The organism is Muribaculum intestinale (assembly GCF_002201515.1).
In the GTDB taxonomy this organism is placed as follows: Bacteria; Bacteroidota; Bacteroidia; order Bacteroidales; family Muribaculaceae; genus Muribaculum; species Muribaculum intestinale.
Window position 1 is genome coordinate 2,431,860 of record NZ_CP021421.1, and the last position, 26,476, is coordinate 2,458,335.

A 26,476-nucleotide genomic window follows, 5' to 3' on the forward strand; every position below is an offset into this window, starting at 1 on the left:
GAGCTTGTTTAATAATAAATGTTGCCGCCAGGGTATACGAAACAAGAGATAGCTTTATTATTAAACAAGCTCTAAAGTCGAAAAATGTAATCATGCATATTGTGTATGTTGGAGTCGCTGTCTGAGCCGGACTTTCATATGCCGCATACTTTTCCTCGATATGGCCGATCTTAAACTTTATGACGTGTTTGATATGTCGCCCCTGCGCGATTATATACGAGAGCATGGAGAATGCCGCGTGTACTGCAAGGGTGAATGTTTCTGTAGAATTGGCGAGAATGCCCCGGATATCGGTGTGGTTAATTCCGGCGGATTTGCATTTGTAAGACCTGACTACAAGGGCGATGACCAGACATGCTCTCTTGCTTTTGCCGACGAACTTGTGGGCTCGTATATCTCGATGATGCCCGGCCGGAAATCCGGTTTTGATGTTAAGGCATTGTGTAAGTCGGAGGTATCGGCGCTTGCGCTGGATACGGTTGTCGAGTATATGGATACAATATCTCCCGATTACCGGCTGAGGTTTACGTATGCCATAGCCTATGCATTTATGATGAGAGGCATATCATACCGCTGTCAGTCGGTCGAGTCGCGATATGTCGAACTTCTCGAACGGATGCCGGATGTCAAGAGTTTCATGTCGACTTCTGCGATAGCGTCATATCTCGGTGTGACACGGGAGACATTGTCGAGGATGCGTGCAAGGATGTGTAAATAGTCTTTTTCTCCGACTTTGTGTTCTTTTTTGGTGTAATATTGAAAAAGTGTGATTTTTGTCACACTTTTTTAGCTGTCATGTGCGTAAATTAGAGAATTTTAAACAGACTTTTAACCTTATCCGACATGACAAAACGCATTTTAACAGCCACAGTGCTCACTATTGCAGCCATAATGCAGGTCGACGCCGTTGTTCCCGACGATAATGTTGTGATATCCGAGGGGAAGGAGTCGTATCGTTTTGTGCAGGTAAAAGGAGGCTTTGAGGTTGTGCATACAGTTGCCGACGAGTATCTTGCTACAAGACGTTCGGAGAAAATACAGCCTCATATATTTCATGACAATAACATACGTCTCGACAAAGCATCGGGAGGGAAGCCGCAATACCGTAATGCTAATTCACCTACGGTGTTCCACGATGACAGTAAGGTATGTTTCTTTGAATTCTTTCTAAGCAGCAACAAGAAGGCAAAGGCTCAGTTTCGTCGTACCTTTACCGACCCGGCATATTTTACCGGCATTTTTCCTCTTGACGAGTATCCGATACGCAATAAGACAATCTCTGTGGATATACCGGCTTCACTTCCGGGCATCGAACTTCTTGACTGTAATTTTCCTGCGGAGGGTATAGTGCGGTCAGATACAAAGGCGCCTGATGGTTCACGTAGGATAACTTATACGCTGACTGATGTCGGTCCGGCGGCTGACGATAAGTCGGCACCGTCGCCCAAGGCTTCTCTGCCATATATAATGGTAAAGGGGTATTTCCCGGATACAGATTCGCTTTACCGCTATCATCGCCGGCTTCTTGATGTGGATACTGTGATTCCTGATGTGTCAGGTATTGTCAGGAATATACTTGGCGACACGAAAGACCGCGACAAAGTCATAGAGCGTCTTTACCGGTATGTTCAGAACAATGTTCGGTATGTGGCTTTTGAGGAAGGAGAGGCCGGATATCGTCCGGACACACCGGCCGAAGTGCTGCGCAAGCGCTATGGCGATTGCAAGGGGATGGCCATGCTGCTTGCCACATTGCTTAACCGCAACGGTATAGATGCATATGTGGCCATAGTGGGAACGCGTTCCATACCATACGGCATTGCAGAGAATCCGTCGCTGTCGGCTTCCAACCATATGATATGCATTGTTCCTCGTAAAGAGGGTGCCTCTCTGTTTCTTGACCCGACCAACGGACAGATTTCAATGTATCATATACCATGGGGTATACGTGGGAAGGATGCCATGATGATACTGCCTGACGGATATGAGATGGTGAATATCCCGGAGGAATCGCCGCGGATGTCGGACGATGTGATAACGTATGATTACAGGCTTACTTCGGAAGGCCTTGCCGGAAAGGCGGTGCGTAGCTGTCGGGAGGATATGGCCGAACGTTTTGTGTCAATATTCAATAATGTTCCAAGCCAGCATGTGAATGAATTGTTGGCCAGAATGCTTGTGCCTGCTTCTAATATGGTCGCCTGTAAAGACAGTATTGTGTATGATACTTCTGTGCCGGGATTTGTTACTCTCACCGCTCCGGTATATAATAAGTCGGCCATAACAGAGGCTTCAGATGCTATATATATTGACCTTAATTCTTCTGACGGGCCATTTGGCGAACGTATTGATCTTGACGACCGCCGTGCTGACCTTGAGTTTTATGTGCCCGCATCAGTAGAGAGACGCACTGTCGTAGAGATGCCAGATGGCTACAGTGCCGTATTGCCGGAGAATTATGAGTCGGAGTGTCCATATGGCCGTTTCTCATGCACGTTTGCATGCGATGGTAGTACGGTGTCTATGACAAAACGCATGGAGGTGGTCAGAACCCGTATCCCGCTGGCTGATATCCCTGAATGGAACAATCATCTTTCAGCATGGAAAGAAGCCTGCAGCCTCCAGGTCGAACTTAGAAAACCATAACCGTTACAGCTTATAACATATGAGGAAACAATTTGTACTTTTTACATTTTTGCTGTTGGGTATTGTTGCCATGCATGCCGACAGTATGGCTGAATACCGGGCTTTTGCCGATACAGTGCGCGCCGATGTGTATTCGATGGATTTGCCGGCTTTCAAGGTAAGGGATATTCCGGAAAAGTATCGTAACGAGTCGGCCGTATACAAGGCCATATATGAGAATTTCGATGCCAAGAAAAAGACCGGTGTTGGAGTTCGTCCGGGACCGATGATGCTCCCTACGATATCCCGGCGGGCGCGTATAGAGGCCGGGCATCTTACCCGCATGCTGATACATATCAACGACAAGGCCGCGTTGGAGAAGTATTCCGAATTTGATTTCGGTATCGACAATAAGAAAAATTATTTCGAGGGTTATGAGAAAAACCGTCATGTGATGGGAGCACGTCTCATAAAAACCGACAATCGAATAGTGGACATTGACACGTCCGATTTCGTGGAGGTCGAGGAGGGCAAAACAGGCGAGAATAAGCGCCGTAAACTTGCTATTCCCGGTCTTGAGGTCGGGGATGACATAGATGTATTCTTTTACACTGAGACCCGTATGCAGAATGTGCATCCGGATCCGCTTACGTTTTATCTTAAAGAGTCGGCTCCGATACTCAACTACCGTATACATTGTGTGATTGATGACAATCTGACTGCGCAATACCGTATACTTAACGGTGCCCCGGATTTTGATGTGACACGCGATGATGACGGCAATTATGTGCTGGATCTGGAGATTGCCGATATTTCGGCGAAGGAGCCGCGCCTGTGGTACAATCAGTCGCAGCAGTCGCCTCAAATAAAGATGTATCTGTTCAACCGCCGAAACAGCAGTGACTTTACCCCTAAAAGCGCGCGATTTGACGGCATGCAGTGCAATCCGCCTGCCGAGTGGATAATCGGCGACCGTTGGGACCAGGATGACTGGTGGCTTGAAAACGGGGCTGTGGCCGGGAATCTTGTGATGAAGAATTATCTCAAGGACGGGCATAAGATAGCCAAGGATATAGGAAAAATGGTGAAGGATGGCCGAATTTCAGTGCGTGAGGGTGCGGATTATCTCTACAATCTGCTGTGCTATCTGTATATAGGCAATCTTGCCAGGCTTAATGCGCATGACTTTGCTTTACAGTACAACAGTCTGCTTAAGGCTCATAAATTTCCGATAGAGGCGGGTCTGTCGTCTGTCCCAGACCAGGAGCCGCTGTACGATGTAATTAATTTAAACAATACGATATTTTTCACCAGTCTGCAAGGTGATTCCTCGCGCTACTATTTTCCTCCCAAAAACGGGATATATTCTCCATCGGACATGATTCCTGGTGCTAATGGGCGTGTGGCGATGATGTGGCGTAAGCCAAAAGAGCGGAAGAAAGTGCCCGATGGCGACAATTACTTTAGATTGCCGGCTACGACTTTGGCCAAAAATCGTAATATTACATATGTTGATGCAGTCATTGACGGCAGTGTGATTGATATCAATCGCAAGGAGATACACACCGGTGCCGCCAAGAGGCATGCATTTCCGATTCTTTCGGAAGAGGATGTAAATGAAGGCTATCGCAAATACCTGTCACGATACGGACATACAGTCAGTGTTAAGGAAAACAAGAAGAGAGCAGCCGAACGAATGGAGCGTTATGCCGATGGACGTAAAGAGCAGAAGGAGGACTTCAAGAATGAAATCAGGGAGTATCATGGCGAGTATCCGTCGGAATTTGTTGACGGTAAGGTGACGAGCCTTGGTATAAATCCCGACAGCACCGCTCTTGTGTATGAGTTGTCGTATAAGATGGATAATCTCGTAAAGCGTGCCGGCAATAATGTCATCCTTTCTCTTGGCAAACTTTTCTGCGATCAGCTCGAGTTGCTTCCGTCAGACCGCGAACGTGATGTTGATGCTTATTTCGGCACACCCCGCGAGTACGTTACGCGTATCAGTGTGGATATTCCGTCGGGATATACTGTAAATGAGAGTTCGCTTTCAGGGCTCAATCGGTTAATATTAAATGAATCGGGGGCTTTCTCGGCAAACACTACATTGGTATCTCCCGACAAGCTACAGGTCGATATAATAAAGCGATACAATAAGGGTGTTCTTCCCGTATCGGAATGGCCCGAAATGCTGTCGGTGCTTGACATGGCTTCGGAGTGGAACAATGTGTCCATTCTGCTGGAAAAGAAGTAAGAGAGGGTGTTTAGGAGTCGATATCAGATAAAATATATCAAGCGCTTCAAGGTTACATATGCGCGGGGCTGCACTCAAAATGTGATAAGTGCAGCCCCATTTTTTTGTGGTATGACGACGAGTGATTGTCTGGCCGGTGTCGCCTGAAGATTTTTGTGACTTTTTATACAGGCAGATGTGTGCTGATTTCGTCGAGGCGCACGAGTTTGCTTACAATCGCATAGATGGTAAGTCCTGCGGCAGAGTGAATCTGCAATTTGGCGGTTATGTTGCGCCGGTGGGTCATCACTGTGTTGACCGAGACATTCATTTCGGCAGCGATTTCTTTGTTGCTAAGGCCTTTCACGATGCCTACCACAACTTCCTTCTCGCGTTGGCTTAGACTTTTAGTATCTTCATTATTGGCAGCATCAGTGTTCATGCGGCCGATGATGTCGGCCAATGACGATGGATTGTCATAAATGGATAGGGTATAGTCGTAGCTTTTGGTGTATTCTTTTGGGAGCAGGCACGAACAGATTGCCACGAGAGTAGCTTGTGGCAGAGATTTACGCAGACTGTCGAGGTCGGCCCGGTTTATGCCAATGGGGTCAATAAGAAGCAGTCGTGCGGGATTTTTTTCTATGTAGTCGGCGACTTTATCCGGTTCGATGGTGCAGATGTCGCCTGTAGAGAGAGTACGCATACGCTGTAGTGTCGCATGCAACCCTCCTGCGATTATCTGCGAAGAGGTGACGATGAGGATGTTCAGGGGTTTCATTGCATGGTGTTGTCGCGTGTAATCTCTTTCTGGGCAATAAGAGGTATGAGTATGTGATTCTCGATTTCCGAATGGCTCTCAAGATCTTCCTCGGCGTTGTAGAGGTCGACGAGCACGTCATACATCTTGTTGGGCTGGCTTGTGGTATAGAATTGGAGTATGATGTTTTTCAGCTCCGTGAGCTTTTCGCCGACTTCGTCGTGATGTTTTTTGAATACGTTTATGTTGTAGCTTGTAGGCTCCCCGCTTACAAGCGCGCGTATGTAGGGGAATACTTTTTTCTCTTCGTAGGCAAAGTGCTTTTTCACCTCTTCCAGATATGAATCAAAGAAGGCGATGATGGCGGGATTTATGTCATTGTGTGTCTCCTCAAGCGCCGATGTGAGATTCTGGCGTATATGCGGGAACTTGTATTTCAGGAAGTAGTCGTGGCTGTTTTGCAGAAACTCCACAATAGCGATTGGTGAGATTGCCGGCAGGAGGTCTGAATCGATAGTTCCGTTAAGGATAAAATTGACGATAAACAGAAAAGCCTGCGGGTCGATATCGTTTTCTCTGCATACGCAGTCGATACGTTTGCTTTCGAATCCCAGAGGTATATTGAAACGGCTCAGTATCGGCAGTATGTTGTAATCATGGCGGATAAGTTCGATTACAGTCTCTGAGCCGTTGAATGTTTTTGCGTTCTTGATTGACATGTTTGATGATAAAGCATTTTCCGTTAAAACCAACGCGGTGTGTAGCGTTGCATGAACATCCGGTGTATTGCGGGGTTGATGCAACGCGGCACGCCGCGTCATAATCGATATTAGTATGGTGATGTCTTTTATCGGGCAAGACCTGCGATTGATGCCTTGATGGCAGCAATCTTGTCGGTTGCGTCGCTCTGTTTGCGTCGTTCGAGTTCGACTACAGCGGCGGGAGCATTGTTGACAAAGCGCTCGTTTGACAGTTTTTTATTGACCGACGCAAGGAATCCTTCATAATGGGCGAGCTCCTTATTGAGGCGTTCAAGTTCGGCCTCGATATCGATGGCTCCGCGCAGAGGCACGTTGAATTCGGTTGTGTCGACCATGAACGATGCGGCTGCCGGGTCTTTTTCGGTCACGGAGGTGATGGCATCGAGGTTGGCGAGCTTGCTGATAACGCAATCGAGTCCAGGATTCCATTCTCCGATTACGTTGAGCGAAAGTGCATCGCGCGGCGAGAGGTTCTTTGATGCACGCACACCGCGCACACCGTTTATTACGCTTTTGGCGCGTTCCATAGCCGAGAGCAGAGTGCTGTCAGTGCATTTTGCCTCAGGCATCGGAGCGTACATGATTGATTCTCCGTCGTGACGCTCTGCAAGGTGCTGCCACAGTTCTTCAGTGATGAATGGCATGAACGGATGGAGCATCCGCAGAAGGCTGTCGAAGTATCCGAGTGTGGCGGCATATGTGGCGCTGTCGATGGGTGAGCCGTAGGCCGGTTTTACCATTTCGAGATACCACGATGAGAATTCGTCCCAGAACAGACGGTATACAGCCATCAGAGCCTCCGAGATGCGGAACTTGGAGAAGAGGTCGTTGACCTCGGCAACTGTTTCGCCCAGTTTACCCTCAAACCACTCAATGGCTTTTGCAGCGCTTTCAGGCTGAACTGCCGTATTCGACACCTCCCAGCCCTTTATAAGGCGGAATGCGTTCCAGATTTTGTTGCAGAAGTTACGACCTTGTTCGCATAGTTTGTCATCGAAGAGAATGTCGTTTCCGGCAGGAGCCGACAACATCATGCCCATGCGTACACCGTCGGCGCCATATTGCTTGATAAGCTCCAGCGGGTCGGGTGAGTTGCCAAGCTGCTTTGACATTTTGCGGCCAAGGTTGTCGCGTACGATACCGGTGAAGTATACGTTGCGGAACGGCATATTGCCTGCAAACTCGTATCCGGCCATAATCATGCGTGCTACCCAGAAGAAGATGATGTCGGGACCGGTGACAAGGTCGGCTGTGGGATAGTAATATTTGAATTCTTCGTTGTCGGGGTCAAGGATGCCGTTGAACAGTGTGATAGGCCACAACCATGATGAGAACCATGTGTCGAGGCAGTCTTCGTCCTGACGTATGTCGCCTATAGTCAGGGATGAGTCGCCGGTCCGGCTTATTGCCATTTCAAGGGCTTCTTCAGGAGTTTCGGCTACGACATACGAACCGTCGGGCAGATAATATGCGGGCACACGGTGTCCCCACCACAGCTGACGTGAGATACACCAGTCCTTTATGCCTTCCATCCAGTGGTTATAGGTGTTTTTGAATTTCTCGGGGATGAATCGGATATCGTCGTCCATCACAGCTGCATGGGCCGGTTTGGCGATTTCGCTCATCTTGACAAACCATTGGTCGGAGAGACGGGGTTCGGTGGCTGTGTCAGGATTTCGCTCGGAGTATCCCACCTTGTTTTCATATTCCTCGATTTTCTCGATGAGGCCGGCAGCCTGAAGGTCGGCTGCAATCTGACGGCGTACATCAAACCGGTCCATGCCTACATACATTCCGGCTGCTTCGCTGATAGTGCCGTTTTCGTTGAATATGTCGATTGTGTCGAGATTGTGTTTCTGACCGAGCATATTGTCGTTCATGTCATGGGCCGGAGTCACTTTCAGACAGCCTGTGCCAAACTCGATGTCGACATAGTCGTCCTCAATGACCGGAATCTCGCGGTTTACGAGAGGCACGATAACGCGTTTGCCGCGGAGATGCTGGTTCTTGGGGTCATTGGGGTTTATGCACATCGCGGTGTCTCCCATTATGGTCTCGGGACGTGTGGTGGCCACAATCGCATATCCGTCCTCGCCTGCGATTTTATAGCGCAGATAGTAGAGCTTGCTGTGCTCTTCGCGGTAGATAACTTCCGCATCACTCAGTGCTGTACATGCTTTTGGGTCCCAGTTTACCATACGCTTTCCGCGGTAGATGAGTCCCTTGCGGTAGAGATCTACGAATACACGAATCACACTCTTCGAGCGGAGTTCGTCCATTGTAAACGCCGTGCGGCTCCAGTCGCATGATGCACCGAGTTTTTTCAGCTGTTCCAGAATTATGCCGCCGTGCTTCTCTTTCCATGCCCATGCATGTTTGAGAAATTCCTCGCGGGTAAGGTCGGTCTTCTTAATGCCTTCTTTAGCGAGTTTAGCTACAACTTTAGCCTCTGTGGCGATTGATGCGTGGTCAGTGCCGGGTACCCACAGAGCATTTTTACCCTCCATACGCGCACGGCGTGTAAGGATATCCTGTATGGTATTGTTGAGCATGTGGCCCATATGGAGAATGCCTGTTACATTTGGCGGCGGTATTACAATGGTGTAAGGCTCGCGCTGGTCGGGTGTGGAGCCAAACAGATTGTGCTCCATCCAGTAGGCATACCACTTGTCTTCTACTTCCGCAGGACTGTAGTTTTTTGCTAACTCGTTCATAATTATATTGTTGTATATCTTAGTTGCGCTATGTGAAATTTCCTGCAAATTTAGCCAAAAAACTCCACATCACCAAACCTCTCTGATACTGTCGGCGTGGATGCAAATGAGGGTGGATGAGTGTGGTGAGGATATAATAGAACTGCGCGGTGACATCCCTGTATTTTTTTGGTGTCACCGCGCAGTTTGTGTATTTTGACGGAAAAGATGCTCTTATCCTATGGTGATGCCTGAAAATCCCATGAAGGCCATGGCAAGCATGCCTGCACATATGAGTGCGATGGGTATCCCGCGCATGGGGGCCGGGACGTCGACAAGGCGCAGGTGTTCGCGTATGCCGGCGAATACAGCCAGTGCGAGAGTGAAGCCGATGGCTGTAGCAACAGCATATACAATGGATTCGCCGAGATTCATCCCTTTCTGTATTACCAGAATGGCCACGCCAAGTACGGCACAGTTGGTGGTGATGAGCGGGAGAAATACACCAAGTGCCTGATATAGTCCGGGGGCAATCTTCTTGATGATTATCTCGAGCATCTGTACCAAGGCCGCGATAACGAGGATAAACACAATCGTCTGCATGTAGCCGAGGCCCCATGGCTCGAGAATGCCATGCTGGACGAGCCAGGTGACGCAGGTGGCAAGGGTCATTACAAACATTACCGCAGCGCCCATGCCTACGGCAGAACTCAGTTTTTTTGATACACCGAGAAACGGGCATATGCCTAAGAACTGTGCGAAAACGATATTATTGACAAATATCGCCGTAACGATTATCGAAAGATATGTAAGCATGGTCAGGAGCGGTTTCTAATGTAGTTGATCAATGCGATAAGGAATCCGAGGGCAATGAAAGCGCCGGGTGCGAGGACAAATACCAGCGAGCCGAATGTCTCGGGAAACAGACGTAGTCCGAACACAGTTCCTACGCCGAGTATCTCGCGTACTGCTCCAAGAAGAGTCAGAGCCAGGGTAAAGCCGAGTCCGATACCTATTCCGTCGAAGCAGGAATCGGATACCGTGTGCTTCGACGCGTATGCTTCAGCGCGTCCGAGCAGTATGCAGTTTACCACGATAAGCGGGATGAAGATGCCGAGCGAGGCGTTGAGTTCCGGAAGGTAGGCGGCCATGAACATCTGTAGGAGAGTCACAAATGTAGCTATCACTACGATATAGGCGGGGATGCGTACTCTGTCAGGCACAAGCGACTTTATTGCAGAGATGGCTATATTGGAGCATATCAGCACGCCGGTTGTGGCAAGTCCCATCGACATGCCTGTCATTGCCGATCCGGTAGTGCCGAGGGTAGGGCACATGCCGAGAAGCAATACGAAAGTCGGATTCTCGGCTATGAGACCATTATATATTATACGTAGCTTATTCATGTCTTACTCTTTAGATGATGTGTGGGTAGTGGCTCCGGTAGTTCCCTCGCCGGCCATGCATGATGGAGTGGTGGAGAATCCGTGGTCGGTCTTATAGGCTTCGAAAGCAGTGAAACAATTGCGCAGGGTCTCAAGAAAGGCGCGGGATGTGATTGTAGCCGCGGTGATGCCGTCGATGGCGCCTCCTGCATCCTTTGCTACATACATTGATGTGGTTGTGGGATTTTTACCGATGACGCTGCGGTTGCCTATATCCATGCGGAACCATTCCTGCATCTTGGCGCCAAGGCCGGGTGTCTCAGCATGTGAGAGCACCTGATATCCGGTGACTGAGCCGTCGGTACTGAATCCGTACATGATACGGATTTCGCCTCCGAATCCGTTTTTAGTGTAGCCCTTTACGGCCGCTCCCACCAGATTGCCATTCTCCATGGCCGGATATACCATAAACGGTATGGTGTCGTTGTCCGGTGTCCATTTCCATTCCTGACTTTTGGGGTTATTGTCGAATGGTGGTGTTACCGATTTGATAGCCTCAATCTCTTCTTTCTGCTGAGCCTCTTCAATCGGACCGGCGGTGAGGCTGTTGACCCATGCCAGAAGGGAGGAGGCCACGATTGTGATGATGCCGAGCGACAGCACCATATTCAATAATGTGGATGGTAATTTCTTCATTTCTTTACCCTCCTTTCTCCGAATTTGCGGGGCTTGATATAGCGGTTGATGAGCGGTACAAAGCTGTTCATGAGCAGTATTGCGAATGACATACCCTCTGGATATGCTCCCCAGCGTCGTATAACGATTGTGATTATACCAATCATTATGCCGTAGACAAGCATCCCTTTGCGCGACATAGGCGAAGTCACATAGTCGGTGGCCATGAAGAAGGCGCCGAGCAGAAGGCCTCCAGACAGTAATTCTATACCGATATTACCTCCTATGCAGAGGGTGAACAACGCTACGGAGCCTATAATGGCTACCGGTATGTGCCAAGTGATGACGCGCATTGCCAGAAGGTAGACTACGCCGATTACCAGCGCGATTGCGCTTACCTCGCCAAGCGAGCCACCTATTGCGCCTGTAGCGCTTTGCCATAAATCTATCGACGAGGGGTCTCCTCCCATTTTGAGTATCCCCAGAGTAGTGGCTCCTGTCGTTGCGTCGGCATATGCCCATCGGTTGACAAGAGGCAGTGGCCATGAGGTCATCTGCACCGGGAAGGAAATAAGCAGGAACACTCGTCCTACCAGTGCCGGATTCCATATGTTGCAGCCAAGTCCGCCAAACGACATCTTGCCGATACCGATTGCGACGAGGCAGCCGATAAGTACAATCCATATGGGCAGATTGGAGGGTAGGTTGAAGGCGAGAAGAAGTCCGGTAAGCACTGCGCTGCCATTCAATATGGTGGATGGGCGCCCGAACATCCAGCGGTTTATTATATATTCGAAAGCGACACACCCGGCTACTGCTGTAAGCACTACAATCGCGGCTCCTAAACCGAAGAAGTAGAGAGAGGCGGCAAGTGCGGGGAGAAGGGCCACGACTACATGCCACATGCATGACGCTACTGTCCGCTTTGTGTGCAGGTGGGGCGATGCCGATATGGTTAATAATTGGTTCATTGCTGTTATGTGACTGTTCTGAAATATTTGAGTATTATCCGGGAAGATTACTTTTTCTGGCTTTGGCGTGCCCGGATAGCGGCGCCTACGGTCTGTTTCCCTAATCGTATGAAGTCGAGAATCGGTCGTGACGAGGGGCAGCTGTAGCTGCAGCATCCACATTCGACACAGTTCATAATCTTCTCTTTTTCGACTTCTTCCCATTCGCCGAATCTTGAGAGTGTGGCGAGCAGGAACGGCTCAAGCCCCATCGGGCATGCGAATGCGCATTGTGCACATCTGATGCATGGTTCGATGCGCGGGCGTTGCGACATACTTTCAGGAAGCAACAGTATGCCTGACACTCCTTTGGTTGTCGGTGCGTCGATATTGACAATCGCTTTTCCCATCATAGGGCCTCCGAGGATAATTTTACCGGTGTCGGCAGGTACTCCTCCGGCCTGTTGGATAAGAGAGGCTACGGATACTCCGATGGCTGTACGATAGTTACCGGGACGTTGTACCGAGGGACCGGTAACGGTCACTACTCGTTCAATCAGAGGCTGTCCGAAGCGTACAGCCTGATATATTGCATAGGCAGTAGCTACATTCTGCACTATCGCGCCGGTGGCAATAGGCAGGGAGCCGGAGGGGACTTTTTTTCCAGTTATTGCTTCGATGAGCTGTTTCTCGCCGCCCTGGGGATATTTCACCGTCAGTTCTGTCACGGAGATGCCATTGATGCCGAGTTCGGCAATACGCCGGCGCAAGAGGTCTATAGCGTTCTGCTTATTCGCCTCGACACCGATTATAGCTCGTTCCACTCCCGCGGCCTTCATCAGGAGTCTTGTCCCGGCGAGTATCGCGTCGGGTTCTTCGAGCATTAGAGCATGGTCATTGGTGAGGTATGGCTCGCACTCGACAGCATTTATGATTACCAGGTCGGCTTTCATTCCCGGAGGGGGAGACAGTTTTACTTTTGTGGGGAATGTTGCGCCTCCAAGTCCTACGATTCCTGCTTTGTCTACAATGTCAATGATAGCTTTCGGGTCGAGAGCCTCTATTTCGTCATCGCCGCGCAGTGGTGTGAGGTCGCTTATTGTCCTGAGGTCTTTCTCATGGTCATCATCTAATGCGGCAATCGTCACTGATGGAGATGGCATTCCGTTAGGCATCTTTATCTGGTCGACTTTGGTTACGGTACCGGAAATCGGAGTGTGTACGTTGGCCGATACGAATCCGGAGGCTTCGGCGATGACAGAGCCTCTGTCGACATAATCTCCTTTTTTTACGAGACATCTAGCAGGAGCCCCGATGTGCTGTCCGAAAGTCAGAGTTACTTCCCGGGGAAGTTCGGTGTTTATGATTTTTGCTGATTCTGTCAGTTTGTTTTCAGGCGGATGCACTCCACCGATATGAAATGTACGCATACGGGTTAATCAATCTTTCGGTTCAACATTGCTTTCCTTTGCTTTTTTGGCTTCCGCCTCTTTGCGCTTGCGCTCGGCAATTGCAGCCATATCGGCCGCCGATATGGGGAATCCGGCGTCGTGGATAGCGCTTGTCGGACAGGCGAGCACGCATTTGCGGCATAGCTTGCATTTCGTAAAGTCGATATATGCAAGATTGTCAGTTACCGACACTGCGTCGTGAGGGCATGCTTTCATGCATTTGCCACATCCGATGCAGGCTGCGTTGCATTCTTTGCGAGCCACAGCTCCCTTCTCGCGGTTGGAGCAGGCTACCCATACGCGCATGCCCCGCGGCCATTTGTCGCGGAGTTCGATTATATGGCGCGGACATACTTTTGAGCACGCTCCGCACCCGGTGCATTTTTCCGGGTCAATGACCGGCAAGCCTGTCACAGGATCCATATACATGGCACCGAAACGGCATGCTTTCACACAGTCGCCGCACCCAAGGCATCCGAAAGGACATGATGTGGTACCTGAACCTGTGGTGTGTAACATGGCACACGATGCCGGCCCGTCGTAGCTGGCGGTCATCGGTCTGTTCTCGCATGTACCATAGCATTTGAGTACTGCTACCTGTGGCTTGGCAATGTTTGGTGCGAGTCCGACAATATCGGCAATTTTTTTCATTGCCTCCTCGCCTGCACCGGGGCACACGAGATTGTCAAGAGACGCAGCCGTAGCGCATGTACATGCGAAATCGTGGCATCCCGACCGGCCACAACTTCCACAGTTGGCTCCCGGGAGGAGTTCTTCCACCAAAGCAATGCGCGGGTCTTCTTTGACATAAAATCGCTTGGATACTACATAAAGGATGGCTGCACTCAGCAACCCAATCCCTCCAAGCACGATAATTGCACTGATTATGGACATATTTGGATATTTGTTAAAAAAGGTATCAGAGAGTCAGGGAGTAGAGAGGATGGATATCTGTCTTGTGTTGTAGTATGCTAATGTGTCGGACATGTTATCCTGATACAATCCATTCGGGATTAGCTAACAGTCTGTCGCGACAGATATACAGAATGATATAATAGATTGCGGTGACGGCAATTCCCATTGTGGCGGCCATCGTCTGTGATGTGCCCAGCCATATGGCTGTGAATGTACCGCAGACCAACAGCAGGCATGGCATGACAAGCGCCATAAGTATGGCTCGCATACGCTTTGAAGTAGTGATGGATATTTCCACTTTGTCGCCTATGTGGAAATTACTGGTTCTTTCCGAGCGGGGAATAGTGGCTTTGACAATAATCTCATCCTGCGGTTTTCCGCCCGGATGACATACCGACTTGACCGCACATCCGGAGCAATCGGCTCCGGACGCTATCGATACCGATAGCGTCCGTGAGCTTATGCCGGTCACTATGCCGTGATGGCGCAGTGAATATTCCATCAGTCTTCAAGTTTGTGTATCACCAGGCCCGAGCGTAGTTTGGGCTCGAACCATGTGGTCTTGGGTGGCATGATGTTGCCGGTGTCGGCGATTCTCATCAGCTGCTCCATAGATACCGGGTAGAGCGCCAGGGCTACTTTCATCTCGCCGGAGTCTACGCGGCGTTTCAGTTCGCCGAGGCCGCGTATGCCGCCTACGAAATCGATACGCTTGTCGGAACGCAGGTCGTGGATTCCTAGGATATCTCGCAGAATAAGGTCGCTTGATATAGTCACGTCGAGTCCGCCTATAGGGTCGGCATCGTTGTATCTTCCTTCGCGCGGAGTAAGGCTATACCAGTTTCCTTCGAGGTAGAGTGAGAAGTTGTGCAATGCAGCGGGACGGTATTCTTCGGTGCCCTTATCCTCTACGCAGAAGTCTTTTTTCAGAGCTTCAAGAAACTCTTCTGGGTTAAGCCCATTGAGGTCGCGGACTACGCGGTTGTAGTCGATAATGTTGAGATGTGATGCAGGGAATGCTACTGCAAGGAAGTAGTTGTATTCCTCGTCGCCCTTGTGGTTGGGGTTGTTTTTGGCCTTCTCGTTGCCGACGAGTGCGGCGGCGGCCGTACGGTGGTGGCCGTCGGCTATGTACAGTGCCGGAATGGCTGCGAATAGCTCGGTGATGCGGTCGATAATGGCATGGTCGTCAATCACCCAGAAGTGATGGCCGAAACCGTCGGGAGCGGTGAAGTCATATTCGGGCTCGGCGGCGGTAACATTGCGGATTATCGTCTCAAGCTCGTCGTTGTCGGGAAATGCGAAGAATACCGGCTCGATATTGGCATTGTTGATGCGCACGTGTTTCATGCGGTCTTCTTCTTTATCGCGACGTGTGAGTTCGTGCTTCTTGATGCGCTCCTCCATGTAGTCCTCTACGTTGGCCGCAATTACGAATCCGTACTGTGTATGGCCGTTCATGGTCTGGGCGTAGATGTAGTAGTGCTCTTCCCGGTCCTGTATGAGCCATCCGTTATGTTGGAATGCATTGAAGTTGGCTACCGCACGGTCGTATACCTTGGGGTCGTGCTCGTCAGTGCCGGGCTCGAAGTCTATTTCAGGCTTTATGATATGGTAAAGCGACTTTTCGTTGTCGCCGGCTTCAGCGCGGGCTTCTTCGGAGTTGAGTACGTCATATGGCCGTGAGGCAACTTCTGTAACGAGTTCGCGTGGAGGGCGTACTCCGCGGAAAGGTTTTATCTTTGCCATGATGCTTATTTTTTACGGATGATGGTCTGCTCGCGGTCCGGGCCAATCGATACGATTACAATAGGAGTTCCGAGTTCCTTTTCGAGGAATGCGATATAGTCGGTGAAGGCTGTGGGGAACTCCTCTTCGCTCCGCATCTTTGTCATATCGGTTTTCCAGCCGGGGAGAGTGATATAGACGGGCTTGATTTCATCTTCTTCGATTGAGAAGGGGAACTCCTCTACGCGCTCGCCGTTTATTTCGTAGGCCACGCAAGCCTTGATTTCGTCGAATCCGTCGAGTACGTCGCTCTTCATCATGATGAGCTTGTTGACTCCGTTGACCATGATTGCGTATTTAAGAGCTACAAGATCAATCCATCCGCAGCGGCGCTCGCGGCCGGTCACTGCTCCGTATTCGTGGCCGAGGTCGCGGATAAGTTTGCCGGTCTCGTCAAACAGTTCGGTCGGGAACGGCCCGGCGCCTACACGGGTGCAATAAGCCTTGAATATACCGTAGACGTCGCCGATTTTGCGTGGAGCCACGCCAAGTCCGGCACACGCTCCGGCACAGATTGTGTTGGATGATGTGACAAACGGATAGCTGCCGAAGTCGACGTCGAGCATTGTACCTTGAGCGCCTTCGCATAGCACGCTCTTGCCTTCGTTGAGGCAATGGTTCATATAATGCTCGCTGTCGATAATGTCGAATGTGCGCAGATATTCGATTGCATCAAGCCATTTTGCTTCCAGCTCGGCAAATTCAGGCTCTTCGCCCATCGAGCGCAACATCGCAACATGACGGTTGCGTGCAGCCTCGTATTTTTTGCCGAAATTGTGGAATATGTCGCCGAGTCGCAGACCGTTGCGGCTTACTTTGTCGGTATATGTAGGGCCGATGCCTTTACCGGTGGTGCCGATTTTAGCTCCACCTTTGGCCCGTTCGTTGGCCGCGTCAAGCAAGCGGTGGGTGGGGAGTATGAGGTGGATTTTTTTCGATAGCTTCAACACTTTGTGTAGGTCGGTTCCGCTCTTTTCGAGCGCTTCGGCTTCTTCGCGGAACAGTACCGGATCAAGTACTACTCCATTGCCGATGATATTGGTCTGGCCATGCTGGAACACACCGGAGGGGATAGACCGGAGCACATATTTCTTGCCTTCGAACTCAAGAGTGTGTCCGGCGTTAGGTCCGCCCTGGAATCGGGCTACCACGTCGTAGTCGGGAGTGAGCACGTCAACTACCTTGCCTTTGCCTTCGTCGCCCCACTGGAGGCCGAGCAATACGTCAACTTTCATTTTGATTCTGTGTTGGTTTATTGTAGTGTTATTGTTTCTTTTTTCTGCGGTTGCGGCGGGTACACGCCGCGCATATGCCATGGATATACAGACGGAAGTACGAAGAATGGAATGCGGAGTAGTGTCTTCCATCAACAAATGCCGCAAGCTCGGGGTCTTTCACTTCCTTCACTTTGCCGCACTGTGTGCAGATGAGGTGGAGGTGGTTGGATATTCCGGTCAATTCGTATTGAGCCGGATTTGACCCGAAACGGTGGCACCGCACTATCGCGGCATCGGTGAGCAGGTCGATAGTGTTGTAGATTGTAGCACGGCTTACATGGTATCCGTCGGCCTCAATAGCACTATATAGCTCGTCGATGTCGAAATGGTGTGACATCTCGCACACTTTGTCGAGTATGGCAAAGCGTTCGGGAGTGCGCCGCAGTTTCTTTGCTGAGAGGTAGGCTGTTAACGCTGCGTGCGCGGCATTTCGTGTCTTGTCGTCGACCATTGCGATGCAAAGATACTTAAATCCTTAGCTTTTACCAAATTTTTGTAAATGCCCGATTGGTCATGACTTATAGCATGCTGTGGGATATACAGAGTGTGTTGACCAATGGTGGCTCAACGCAGTTCGACTACGGTTATTCCCGCTCCTCCAAACTGTATGTGCTCGTCGTGGTAGCTGCGTACGCCGTGGATTGTGTCGAGATACTGTCGTATGTACTGTCGGAGTGCTCCCGTGCCTGTGCCATGAAGTATTCGCACACGCTCGGCATTGAATCGTATGGCATCGTCGATGTAGTATGTTACGGCCTGTACGGCTTCGTCTACGCGCATTCCGCGCACGTCGATTTCCTGTTTGAAGTCGAGCTGTCGCTGCCGTTGTGCGTCGGATGTGGCACCGACGAGCGATGCTCCCGATTTCATGCCGGAGGAGGGTTGGGCTATGGTGCGTCGCAGACGATTTACGGGTACCTCGGTCTGTAACATACCGAATGCCACTGTGGCTTTCTTCCCGTTTATGGCAAGCACTTTGCCTACTGTTCCCTGGCCGTCGAGACGTACGTTGTCGTCAACGCGTACGGGCTCGTTGTCTGCGGCCTGTCGTGTTTTTCCGCTCTCTTTTCGCCGTTTGGGCGCTTTTTTTAGCAATGCATTCTCTTTGCCGCCGGTGTGGAGCAGTCCTTCTTTTTCCTCACGGAGTCGGCGTCGTGCTTCGAGTGTGGATTCTTTCTCGGCCTGGGCGCGCTTTATCTCGTGGATGGTGCGTTCGATGGCTGCGTTACTACCGTCGAGTATCTTTCGGGCTTCTTCCTTGGCTTCGGCCAGAATTTCGCGACGTTTCTCGCGCAGTTGTTCGGCGTCTTCCTCATATTGTGCGAGGCGGCTTTCTATTTTTTTCTCTTTCTGGCGAATGGCCATTCTCTTGTTTTCCCAGTAGCGCTTGTCGCGGGCGATGTCGAGTAGATACTTGTCGAGGTTGATGTAATCGCTTCCGACTATTTTCTCGGCATCGGTAATGATAGTCTCGGGGAGTCCAATCTTGCGTGCTATTTCAATGGCAAACGAACTGCCGGGATTGCCGATTGAGAGCTTGAACATCGGTTGCATGAGATGACGGTCGTAGAGCATTGAGCCGTTGACGAGTCCGTCGGTGTCTTCTGCGAAGTGCTTGAGATTCTGGTAATGTGTGGTTATTACACCCCACATGTGGCGGTCGTTGAACTGGCTCAATACGGCCTGGGCGATGGCACCGCCTATCTGCGGCTCTGTTCCGCCTCCAAATTCATCAATCAGAACGAGGGTAGATGCGTCGCCGCGTTGGAGGAAATACTTCATGTTGCGGAGGTGAGAGCTGTAGGTTGACAGGTCGTCCTCGATTGACTGGTCGTCGCCTATATCTATGAATATGTCGGCGAATATGCCCATGTGGGAGTTTTCATAGACCGGTGGAAGCAGACCGCATTGCAGCATGTACTGCACAATACCTACAGTCTTAAGGCATACGGATTTTCCTCCCGCATTTGGACCGGATATTATGAGTATGCGTGAATCGCGGGTGAGGGTTATGTCGAGGGGTACAATCTCTTTTGACTGTCGTCGCAGAGACATCAGCAGTACGGGATGGGTGGCATGGTACCATTCCATTTCGGGTTTCTCGGTCAGCGCGGGCATGTGTGCATCGATATCGCGGGCGAGACGGGCCTTGGCCTGGATGAAATCGAGATAGCCTACGATGTCGAGCGATTCGATTATCTGCGGTATATCAGGACGCAATTCGTCGGTGAGTACAGTTAGTATTCGGGTTATTTCGCGGCGCTCCTCCATCTGGAGCTCGCGCACACGGTTGTTGGCCTCGACTATCTCAGCCGGCTCGATGTATACGGTCTTTCCGGAGGCCGATTCGTCGTGGACTATACCTGAAATACGGCGTTTGTACATCGGGGGTACAGGGATGACGAGACGTCCGTCGCGCATAGATGGTGTAACGTCGCTTTCGATATATCCGGCCTCGACTGCATTCGACATGACGCGTCTCATCATGGAGGCTATGGCTCCGGATGTGGATGACAGTTGCGAGCGTATCTCGCGCAACTCGGGAGAGGCGTTGTCGCGAATGTTGCCGAACCGGTCGATTATTCTGTCAATCGATTTTACGGTGAGTGGGAACGAGGCTATTTTTATCCCGGTTTCATCAAGATGTGGATAGTCGGAATGGCCGTTATCATGGCGATGGGCGTTGAAGAATACCGCGAGGTCAGACATGACTGCCAGCGACGAGCGTACGTCGAGCAGTTCAGGAGCGGTAATGAATGTGCCAGGCACGCGGGCGTGGGTGAGTACCTCGCTTACGTCGCGCACGCTTCCGAGGGGGAACTCCTCGTCGCTGTTAAGTATTGACAGCATTTCGGATGTGGAGCTGAGCCAATGGAGTACAGTCGGGAAATCAGACGAGAACGTCATCTCCTGGGTATGGCGCTGTCCGAGTGTCGATATGCAGCGTTCGGCCACCCATTCGCGCAGTGTGGCGAAGCCTATCTTGTGTTCAAAAGTGTCGGGATAAATCATAGCTTCTGCAAAATTAGCAAGAATTTGCAAAATGAGATGCTATTTGCATTTTTTAGGGAAAGTTACTACATGTGAATGTGTGGGAATAATTAATTTTGTGTAAAGGAAGGTGTCTATTTTATATCACATTATCCACACATGAAATCTATTCGCCTTATATCATATATATGTGTTGTCGCGGCTGTGTTGTCGCTTGCCGGATGTCGCTCCTCGCGCAGGGTGGTGCGGGGCAATGAGTCTGTTTCTACCACGGCCGGAGGTCTTGACCGTAGCCGTCCGGATACCCGAAAAATGCAGGGTGAGGATAAGAAACTTGTAGATGAAGCTCTTACATGGCTCGGTACTCCCTACCGCTATGGAGGAAGCGACTATAACGGTACCGATTGTTCGGGGCTTACAATGGAGGTCTACCGCAAGGCTCTTGGCATAAAGATTCCTCGGTCATCGCGTGAGCAGCAGCAGTTCTGCAAGTCGATATCCAAGGGTGCGCTAATGATTGGCGACCTTGTGTTTTTCAGTACCGGGCGTGATAAGAACCGTGTATCGCATGTTGGAATGTATGTCGGTGACGGAAAGATTGTACATGCCTCGGGGAGCAAGGGTGTTATAATAAGCAATATGGGTGAGCGTTATTATGCGAGCACATACCATTCGTCGGGACATGTCGGGCGCTCATCGGATAAGCATCGCAACAATAACAAGAATAAGAAAGAGAAACAGGTGGCTCCGCCTACGACACCGGTTGCAGAACCTGAGGTAAATCCGTCGACGCCTGCTCCTCAACGGATGGAGACAGACCCGCTGCGCTTTAATATGAATCAGGAAGTCGAGGCGCGTATCGATTCGATTTATTCATCGTTTCTTGACTGAGCGGGATGATATTGTATCTGCCATAATGAAATAAGGGCTGTTTCTTCACACGAAACAGCCCTTGATTTGATGACTATTGTCGATTGATTGCTATCAGATGATGCCTTGTCCCATCATGGCGTGGGCTACCTTCATGAAGCCTGCGATGTTGGCGCCCTTCATGTAGTTGATGTAGCCGTCGGGCTGTGTGCCGTATTTCACACACTGCTCGTGGATGTTGTCCATGATGTAGTGGAGTTTTTCGTCGACTTCTTTGGCGCTCCATTGCAGGTGCATTGCATTTTGGCTCATTTCGAGTCCGGAGGTAGCGACACCTCCGGCATTTACAGCCTTGCCGGGGGCATAGATGGTGTGGGTCTCGATGAAGTGGTCGATGGCCTCGGGGGTACAGCCCATGTTGCTGACCTCGGCCACCATTTCCACGCCGTTGTCGACAAGCATGCGTGCGTCGTCGCCGTCGAGCTCGTTCTGTGTGGCACATGGTAGTGCTATGTCGACTTTCTGCTCCCATGGCTTGCGTCCGGGGAAGAACTTGGCTTCAGGGAATTTTTCAACATAGGGCTCTACGATGTCGTTGCCTGAGGCGCGGAGTTCGAGCATGTATTCAATCTTCTCGCCTGATATGCCGGCAGGGTCGTAGACGTATCCGTCGGGGCCGGAGATTGTGACAACCTTTGCTCCGAGTTCGCTTGCCTTAAGGGCTGCGCCCCATGCTACATTTCCGAAGCCGGATATGGCCACGGTCTTGCCTGCTATGGTCTCGTTGCGCAGTGCGAGCATATTGTTTACGAAATAGATAGCTCCGAATCCGGTTGCTTCGGGACGGATGCGCGAGCCACCGAAGTCGAGCCCTTTTCCGGTGAATGTGCCGTTGTGTTCCTCAACGAGTTTCTTGTACATTCCGTACATGTATCCGACCTCACGGCCTCCTACGCCGATATCGCCGGCGGGTACGTCGCGGTCGGGGCCTACATTCTTCCAAAGGCCAAGCATGAATGCCTGGCAGAAGCGCATTATCTCACGGTCGCTCTTGCCGCGTGGCGAGAAGTCGGAGCCGCCTTTCGCTCCACCCATCGGCAGGGTTGTAAGGGCGTTTTTGAATGTCTGCTCGAATCCGAGGAATTTAAGTATGGAGAGGGTTACAGACGCGTGGAATCGGATGCCGCCTTTATACGGGCCTATGGCGTTGTTGAACTGTACGCGATAGCCGATATTTGTCTGCACTTCGCCTTTGTCGTCAATCCATGTGACGCGGAATGTGACAATGCGGTCGGGTTCGACCATTCGTTCGATTATTTTTGCTTTCTCAAACTCGGGGTGCTGGTTGTATACGTCGGCTACGCTCAGAAGCACTTCACGCACTGCCTGCAGATACTCTTTCTCTCCGGGATGCTTTGCCTCGAGAGATGTGATGATATTGTTGATATCCATATCAAAAACTTTTTTTGATTGATAAACTTGAATTCTGTTTATGTTGTGAGTTCTGTTGTCATGTGACACACAAATATAACAGTTAATTCTGACATTTAGCTATAAAGACAGCGTGATTTTTTTATGTTTAAGGACATAAAAACGCTTGCCGGATGGTGTATGGACGCCTTTTGGTTGCAAAATGCTTAAACTGTCGCAACAATTTGTCATAATGTTGCATATTCTGTGAAAGTTGAGTAATTTTGTTCAGACAAAAAATGAGATATTAACTTCTACAATTATTAAACAAGCTCATATATTATGGTAATACAACGTTGGCAGAGCGTGTTTCTGCTTATTGGCGCTATAGCCATGGGACTGTTTGCATTTCTTGGTACAGTATGCATAGGCGTTACCGACGGGATGGTGTGCTGGCACTCTCTTGACTGCATTCCTCTTTTCATTCTTAACTGCGCTACGGCGCTGGTGGCGTTTATCGACATTTTCCTGTTCAATAATCTTAAAATGCAGAAGCGTGTGGCTATGATTGCCGCATTCATGTCGCTTGTGTCACTTGCACTCACTGTGGCCGCCGTTATGTCGCTTGACCAGGTTGTGGAAGCCGGGACGGTGGCCTGGCGCTGGACGATTGGTCTGCCTGTTGTGGCTGTGATATTTTTCATATGGGCCAACCGGCGCATGCGTGCCGACGAACGGCTTCTTAAAAGCTACGACCGCATACGCTAAGATACAAGTTCGGAATAACATTATAATCCATAGAATAAAAATCGTCTCAGTCTATTCATATGGGCTGAGACGACTTTTTATGGAGGGTTTTGTATATGGCTCAGTCGAGCATGAGGGAGATGAACGGACGAGTGGCCGGGAAGTCGAGAATCTTGCGTGTGACATCGTTGCCGAATACCATGGAGGTTAGTACTTCGATGTCGACATCGTAGTCGAGGGCACCCATGTAGCCGTCGTTGATTACAGCAAATCCACGGTCGATGGTGTATATGTGGCTGTTCTGACCGAGAATCGGGTCGTATACTTTTATATTGGCCTTGAGTTCGGGGTAGCTTGCGGCAAGCGACCGCAACAGCATATACACATTTATTATACGCATACTTCCTCTGGGGGTATCTGTGCCTTGTGGCGCATCGAAATATCCGTATACCTCAATCGGGAGATTGCAATACTTCTTTCTAATCAGCGAGAGGGCGCCGAGTCGGGCGTCGGAGTCTCGTGCCAGAATGTCAGTGATGCGTACTGAAGTGTTGTCGACCGGTACGGCAAATACAATGGCTGCACCGTTTCCATCTGCATCCGACAATATGTATGCGCAGCCGCCGTCGATAGAGATGTCCTTGAGTATGTGCTGCCACTGTTCGCGTGAGTGCTGTATGCAACAGGGGCGTTGCATCATCATCTCCTGAAACAGGGTGTAGGCTCCGTCGGTCGATGATGCGTCGGTGGCGGTGTATTGTCCGGAGGTGGTGAAGGTGTGGGCTGACGAGTAGCGTTCAAGATTGATGTGAAACGCCGGCGAGAATCCGAGATTTTCATAGAACCGATATAGTCCGTCATTGGCCGGAATGAGTGTGCAGACCACGTCGCCACGTTTGTAGCTCTGGCGCAGGGCCTGCGACATTAGTTCGGTCATGCATCCATCTCCGCGATATGGTGTGAGAGTGGCGGCGCTACATATATATCCGGCCTGGATATTGCAGCCGTGGAAGTTCATCGAGTATTGCTGAAGCATAAGCGCGCTTACGGTGCGCTTGTCGCGACACAATGTTACGGCTTCGTCGTCGCGATATACTTCCGAGAAGAACATATCAATCCACTGCGGCGTATCATCGAAACATTCGCTCCAGATTTCCCTTACATTGTCCTTGGTACTCATAGTTTGTGAATAAACAGTTGTTGGTGTTTATCCATAAACATTCAGGGGGCATGTGTGGTTTAGAAATTCACAATTTAGGGTGGCTTATTCAGGATTGGCCGGCGAAGTGGGATGAAGCGGGCGATGGGCAGCGCGACGGGCTTCGCGTTCGGCCTGGAGCGCTTTCATCACTGTAGCCTGTGTCATGAAGGATTCGCAGAACTTGTCGTAGATGTATGCGACGGCTACGGGCGATGGATGCAGCATGTCGGCGGCATAAAACCTATAGTCGCGCAGGTCGTCCATCATTATCTCGTAGGCGGGAAAGTATAGCGATGTGTCCTTGAACTCTTGTGTCAGCTGGTCGATTGCAAGCAGCAGTGTCGATTTGCTTGCCTGGTTGCCGTGTGCGCCGTCGGCGAGATGGCGTATGGGGCTTACGGTGAACACAGTCTTCAGGGCCGGATAGCGTGCCTGTAGCTCACGGAGCATTTTTTTCCACAGACCATAGACTTTCTGGGTGTTGAGCATTTCGCGCTGAAAGAGTGTAGCCGGCTTTTTGTGGCAGTTGGCTACCACGCGTCCCTCTTCGGTAAGACGGAAAATCCATGATGTGCCGAAGGTGATGAATAATGCCGATGCCTTCGACAGAGCTTCCGACGCCTCGGCCTGCGACTTATTGATATGCTCGACCACTGCGTCGGGGTCGGGCCCGGAGAAACGGGAGTGATGGCTCCAGCTATGCCACAGTCCTTCGTGCTGAAATAGGTCGTCGCGAGTGTAGGGACGTTCATATAGAATGTCGAGCAGTGCCGATGCGATACTTGCCGGATTGTAAAGCGTGCCGCATGGGTTGACACATGCGGGGAATCCTCCTCCAAGCAGACAGCCTCCTACATTGTCGGTAAAGCATGAACCGAGCATTACTACAGGCTGCTCGTGGCTTACAAGCCCCTGATATCCTTTAAGCGGCTGTACTATGGTGCGAAATTCTGTATTCATATTATCAAACCGTTTTATGCTCTAAACATCGGCATCGGCTACAAAGTTAGTCAATCTTCCGTCAAACTCAAAGTGGACCGAAGGTTAAGAAACTGTTTAAGAACATATAATATGGTAAATCAAACTTTTATTTATATCTTTGGAATGATGAGGAATATGGCACAGCAGCGGGCAAGGATTATAGGCATTGCGCGGCATCGCCTCTCGACTGACGGTGATGGCGTGACTACGCTCGTGGCTTTTCACGGCTGTCCGCTCCGTTGCCGATATTGTCTTAACCCGCAGTCGTTAGGCGACGGCGGACGTTTCCGAGAATATTCGCCGGATCAGCTATATGCCGAGACCCGCATTGACGAGCTTTATTTCATCGCCACAAATGGCGGCGTGACTTTCGGCGGCGGAGAACCTTGTCTGCGCCCGCAGTTTATCAGTGAGTTCCGTGGGTTGTGCGGTCCGGAGTGGCAGCTCAATCTTGAAACATCGCTCAATGTGCCGGTTGCCAACATCAAGGCGTTGCTCCCGGTGGCCAACACCCTGATTATCGACATCAAGGACATAAACCCCGACATTTACCGCGACTACACGGCTCAGAGCAACGCTCTTGTTATCGAAAATCTCCGTCTGATAGCGGAATCCGGACGGCAAAGCGACTGCATAGTCCGCATACCGCTGATACCCGGCTACAACACCGATGCTGACCGTGAGAACAGCCGCAAGGCTCTTGAAGCCCTCGGCTTCATCCGATTCGATTTATTCACCTACCAAATCCGCAAACACTGACACT

The 26,476-nt window shown here is 50.5% G+C and carries 23 protein-coding genes; 6 read left to right on the top strand and 17 right to left on the bottom strand.

The window, feature by feature from the left end:
• The first annotated feature begins 160 nt into the window (after positions 1 to 160).
• From ADH68_RS09855 to ADH68_RS09865, 3 genes are all read left to right on the top strand, one after another.
• On the top strand, positions 161 to 718 hold the full coding sequence (locus ADH68_RS09855) for a Crp/Fnr family transcriptional regulator (RefSeq protein WP_068960960.1): 558 nt from the start codon (positions 161 to 163) through the stop codon (positions 716 to 718).
• 125 nt (positions 719 to 843) lie between these two features.
• Positions 844 to 2,646, top strand: coding sequence for a transglutaminase-like domain-containing protein (locus ADH68_RS09860; protein ID WP_068960959.1), 1,803 nt, complete (start codon positions 844 to 846; stop codon positions 2,644 to 2,646).
• A gap of 19 nt (positions 2,647 to 2,665) precedes the next feature.
• The gene (locus ADH68_RS09865; protein ID WP_084274040.1) at positions 2,666 to 4,879 is read left to right on the top strand and encodes a DUF3857 domain-containing protein; all 2,214 of its coding nucleotides are present in this window, start codon (positions 2,666 to 2,668) and stop codon (positions 4,877 to 4,879) included.
• Between the two features lie 163 nt (positions 4,880 to 5,042).
• Here the strand turns inward: ADH68_RS09865 and ADH68_RS09870 are convergent, their stop codons facing one another.
• The 14 genes from ADH68_RS09870 to ADH68_RS09930 form a co-directional block, all read right to left on the bottom strand.
• Positions 5,043 to 5,639: a response regulator transcription factor gene (locus tag ADH68_RS09870; RefSeq protein ID WP_068960957.1), complete on the bottom strand. Its 597-nt coding sequence runs from the start codon at positions 5,637 to 5,639 to the stop codon at positions 5,043 to 5,045.
• Positions 5,636 to 6,337, bottom strand: a complete 702-nt coding sequence (locus tag ADH68_RS09875; RefSeq protein WP_068960956.1) for a hemerythrin domain-containing protein — start codon at positions 6,335 to 6,337, stop codon at positions 5,636 to 5,638. The genes ADH68_RS09870 and ADH68_RS09875 overlap by 4 nt, the downstream gene beginning before the upstream one ends.
• Positions 6,338 to 6,465: 128 nt before the next feature.
• Positions 6,466 to 9,093, bottom strand: a complete 2,628-nt coding sequence (locus tag ADH68_RS09880; protein WP_068960955.1) for a valine--tRNA ligase — start codon at positions 9,091 to 9,093, stop codon at positions 6,466 to 6,468.
• A gap of 213 nt (positions 9,094 to 9,306) precedes the next feature.
• A complete protein-coding gene (locus ADH68_RS09885) occupies positions 9,307 to 9,888 on the bottom strand; it encodes an electron transport complex protein RnfA (RefSeq protein ID WP_068960954.1) in 582 nt (193 codons plus the stop codon).
• Between the two features lie 2 nt (positions 9,889 to 9,890).
• Positions 9,891 to 10,478 carry an RnfABCDGE type electron transport complex subunit E gene (locus ADH68_RS14065; RefSeq protein ID WP_068960953.1) on the bottom strand — a complete coding sequence of 196 codons (588 nt, stop codon included), beginning with the start codon at positions 10,476 to 10,478 and terminating at the stop codon, positions 9,891 to 9,893.
• 3 nt (positions 10,479 to 10,481) lie between these two features.
• Positions 10,482 to 11,153 (bottom strand): RnfABCDGE type electron transport complex subunit G, encoded by a 672-nt coding sequence (locus ADH68_RS14070; RefSeq protein WP_068960952.1) that lies wholly within the window; start codon positions 11,151 to 11,153, stop codon positions 10,482 to 10,484.
• Entirely contained in the window at positions 11,150 to 12,103 is a 954-nt protein-coding gene (locus ADH68_RS09895) for an RnfABCDGE type electron transport complex subunit D (RefSeq protein ID WP_068960951.1), read from the bottom strand. The genes ADH68_RS14070 and ADH68_RS09895 overlap by 4 nt, the downstream gene beginning before the upstream one ends.
• Before the next feature lie 47 nt (positions 12,104 to 12,150).
• Positions 12,151 to 13,512: an electron transport complex subunit RsxC gene (gene rsxC / locus ADH68_RS09900; RefSeq protein ID WP_068960950.1), complete on the bottom strand. Its 1,362-nt coding sequence runs from the start codon at positions 13,510 to 13,512 to the stop codon at positions 12,151 to 12,153.
• Positions 13,513 to 13,521: 9 nt separating this feature from the next.
• Complete coding sequence (locus ADH68_RS09905; RefSeq protein WP_068960949.1) at positions 13,522 to 14,427, bottom strand: RnfABCDGE type electron transport complex subunit B; 906 nt, start codon at positions 14,425 to 14,427, stop codon at positions 13,522 to 13,524.
• 94 nt (positions 14,428 to 14,521) lie between these two features.
• Positions 14,522 to 14,950, bottom strand: a complete 429-nt coding sequence (locus tag ADH68_RS09910; protein WP_068960948.1) for a SoxR reducing system RseC family protein — start codon at positions 14,948 to 14,950, stop codon at positions 14,522 to 14,524.
• Positions 14,950 to 16,197 carry a DUF1015 domain-containing protein gene (locus ADH68_RS09915; protein WP_068960947.1) on the bottom strand — a complete coding sequence of 416 codons (1,248 nt, stop codon included), beginning with the start codon at positions 16,195 to 16,197 and terminating at the stop codon, positions 14,950 to 14,952. Before ADH68_RS09915 ends, ADH68_RS09910 begins: the two co-directional genes overlap by 1 nt.
• 5 nt (positions 16,198 to 16,202) lie before the next feature.
• Complete coding sequence (locus tag ADH68_RS09920; protein WP_068960946.1) at positions 16,203 to 17,471, bottom strand: adenylosuccinate synthase; 1,269 nt, start codon at positions 17,469 to 17,471, stop codon at positions 16,203 to 16,205.
• Between the two features lie 28 nt (positions 17,472 to 17,499).
• Positions 17,500 to 17,964 carry a Fur family transcriptional regulator gene (locus tag ADH68_RS09925; RefSeq protein ID WP_068960945.1) on the bottom strand — a complete coding sequence of 155 codons (465 nt, stop codon included), beginning with the start codon at positions 17,962 to 17,964 and terminating at the stop codon, positions 17,500 to 17,502.
• Positions 17,965 to 18,077: 113 nt separating this feature from the next.
• A complete protein-coding gene (locus ADH68_RS09930; protein ID WP_068960944.1) occupies positions 18,078 to 20,525 on the bottom strand; it encodes an endonuclease MutS2 in 2,448 nt (815 codons plus the stop codon).
• A 138-nt stretch (positions 20,526 to 20,663) separates the two neighbouring features.
• Between ADH68_RS09930 and ADH68_RS09935 the strand changes: the two genes are divergently transcribed.
• On the top strand, positions 20,664 to 21,395 hold the full coding sequence (locus ADH68_RS09935) for a C40 family peptidase (protein WP_068960943.1): 732 nt from the start codon (positions 20,664 to 20,666) through the stop codon (positions 21,393 to 21,395).
• A gap of 93 nt (positions 21,396 to 21,488) precedes the next feature.
• Here the strand turns inward: ADH68_RS09935 and gdhA are convergent, their stop codons facing one another.
• The gene (gdhA, locus tag ADH68_RS09940; RefSeq protein WP_068960942.1) at positions 21,489 to 22,826 is read right to left on the bottom strand and encodes an NADP-specific glutamate dehydrogenase; all 1,338 of its coding nucleotides are present in this window, start codon (positions 22,824 to 22,826) and stop codon (positions 21,489 to 21,491) included.
• Between the two features lie 300 nt (positions 22,827 to 23,126).
• On the opposite strand from gdhA, the gene ADH68_RS09945 reads away from it, so the two are divergent.
• Positions 23,127 to 23,552 (top strand): DUF4293 domain-containing protein, encoded by a 426-nt coding sequence (locus tag ADH68_RS09945; protein WP_068960941.1) that lies wholly within the window; start codon positions 23,127 to 23,129, stop codon positions 23,550 to 23,552.
• A 100-nt stretch (positions 23,553 to 23,652) separates the two neighbouring features.
• On the opposite strand, the gene ADH68_RS09950 is transcribed toward ADH68_RS09945, so the two are convergent.
• Both ADH68_RS09950 and ADH68_RS09955 read right to left on the bottom strand, forming a co-directional pair.
• Positions 23,653 to 24,711, bottom strand: a complete 1,059-nt coding sequence (locus ADH68_RS09950; protein WP_068960940.1) for a GNAT family N-acetyltransferase — start codon at positions 24,709 to 24,711, stop codon at positions 23,653 to 23,655.
• Between the two features lie 84 nt (positions 24,712 to 24,795).
• A complete protein-coding gene (locus ADH68_RS09955; RefSeq protein WP_068960939.1) occupies positions 24,796 to 25,692 on the bottom strand; it encodes a GSCFA domain-containing protein in 897 nt (298 codons plus the stop codon).
• 156 nt (positions 25,693 to 25,848) lie between these two features.
• On the opposite strand from ADH68_RS09955, the gene ADH68_RS09960 reads away from it, so the two are divergent.
• Entirely contained in the window at positions 25,849 to 26,472 is a 624-nt protein-coding gene (locus tag ADH68_RS09960) for a radical SAM protein (RefSeq protein WP_088294808.1), read from the top strand.
• The last annotated feature ends 4 nt before the right edge of the window (positions 26,473 to 26,476 follow it).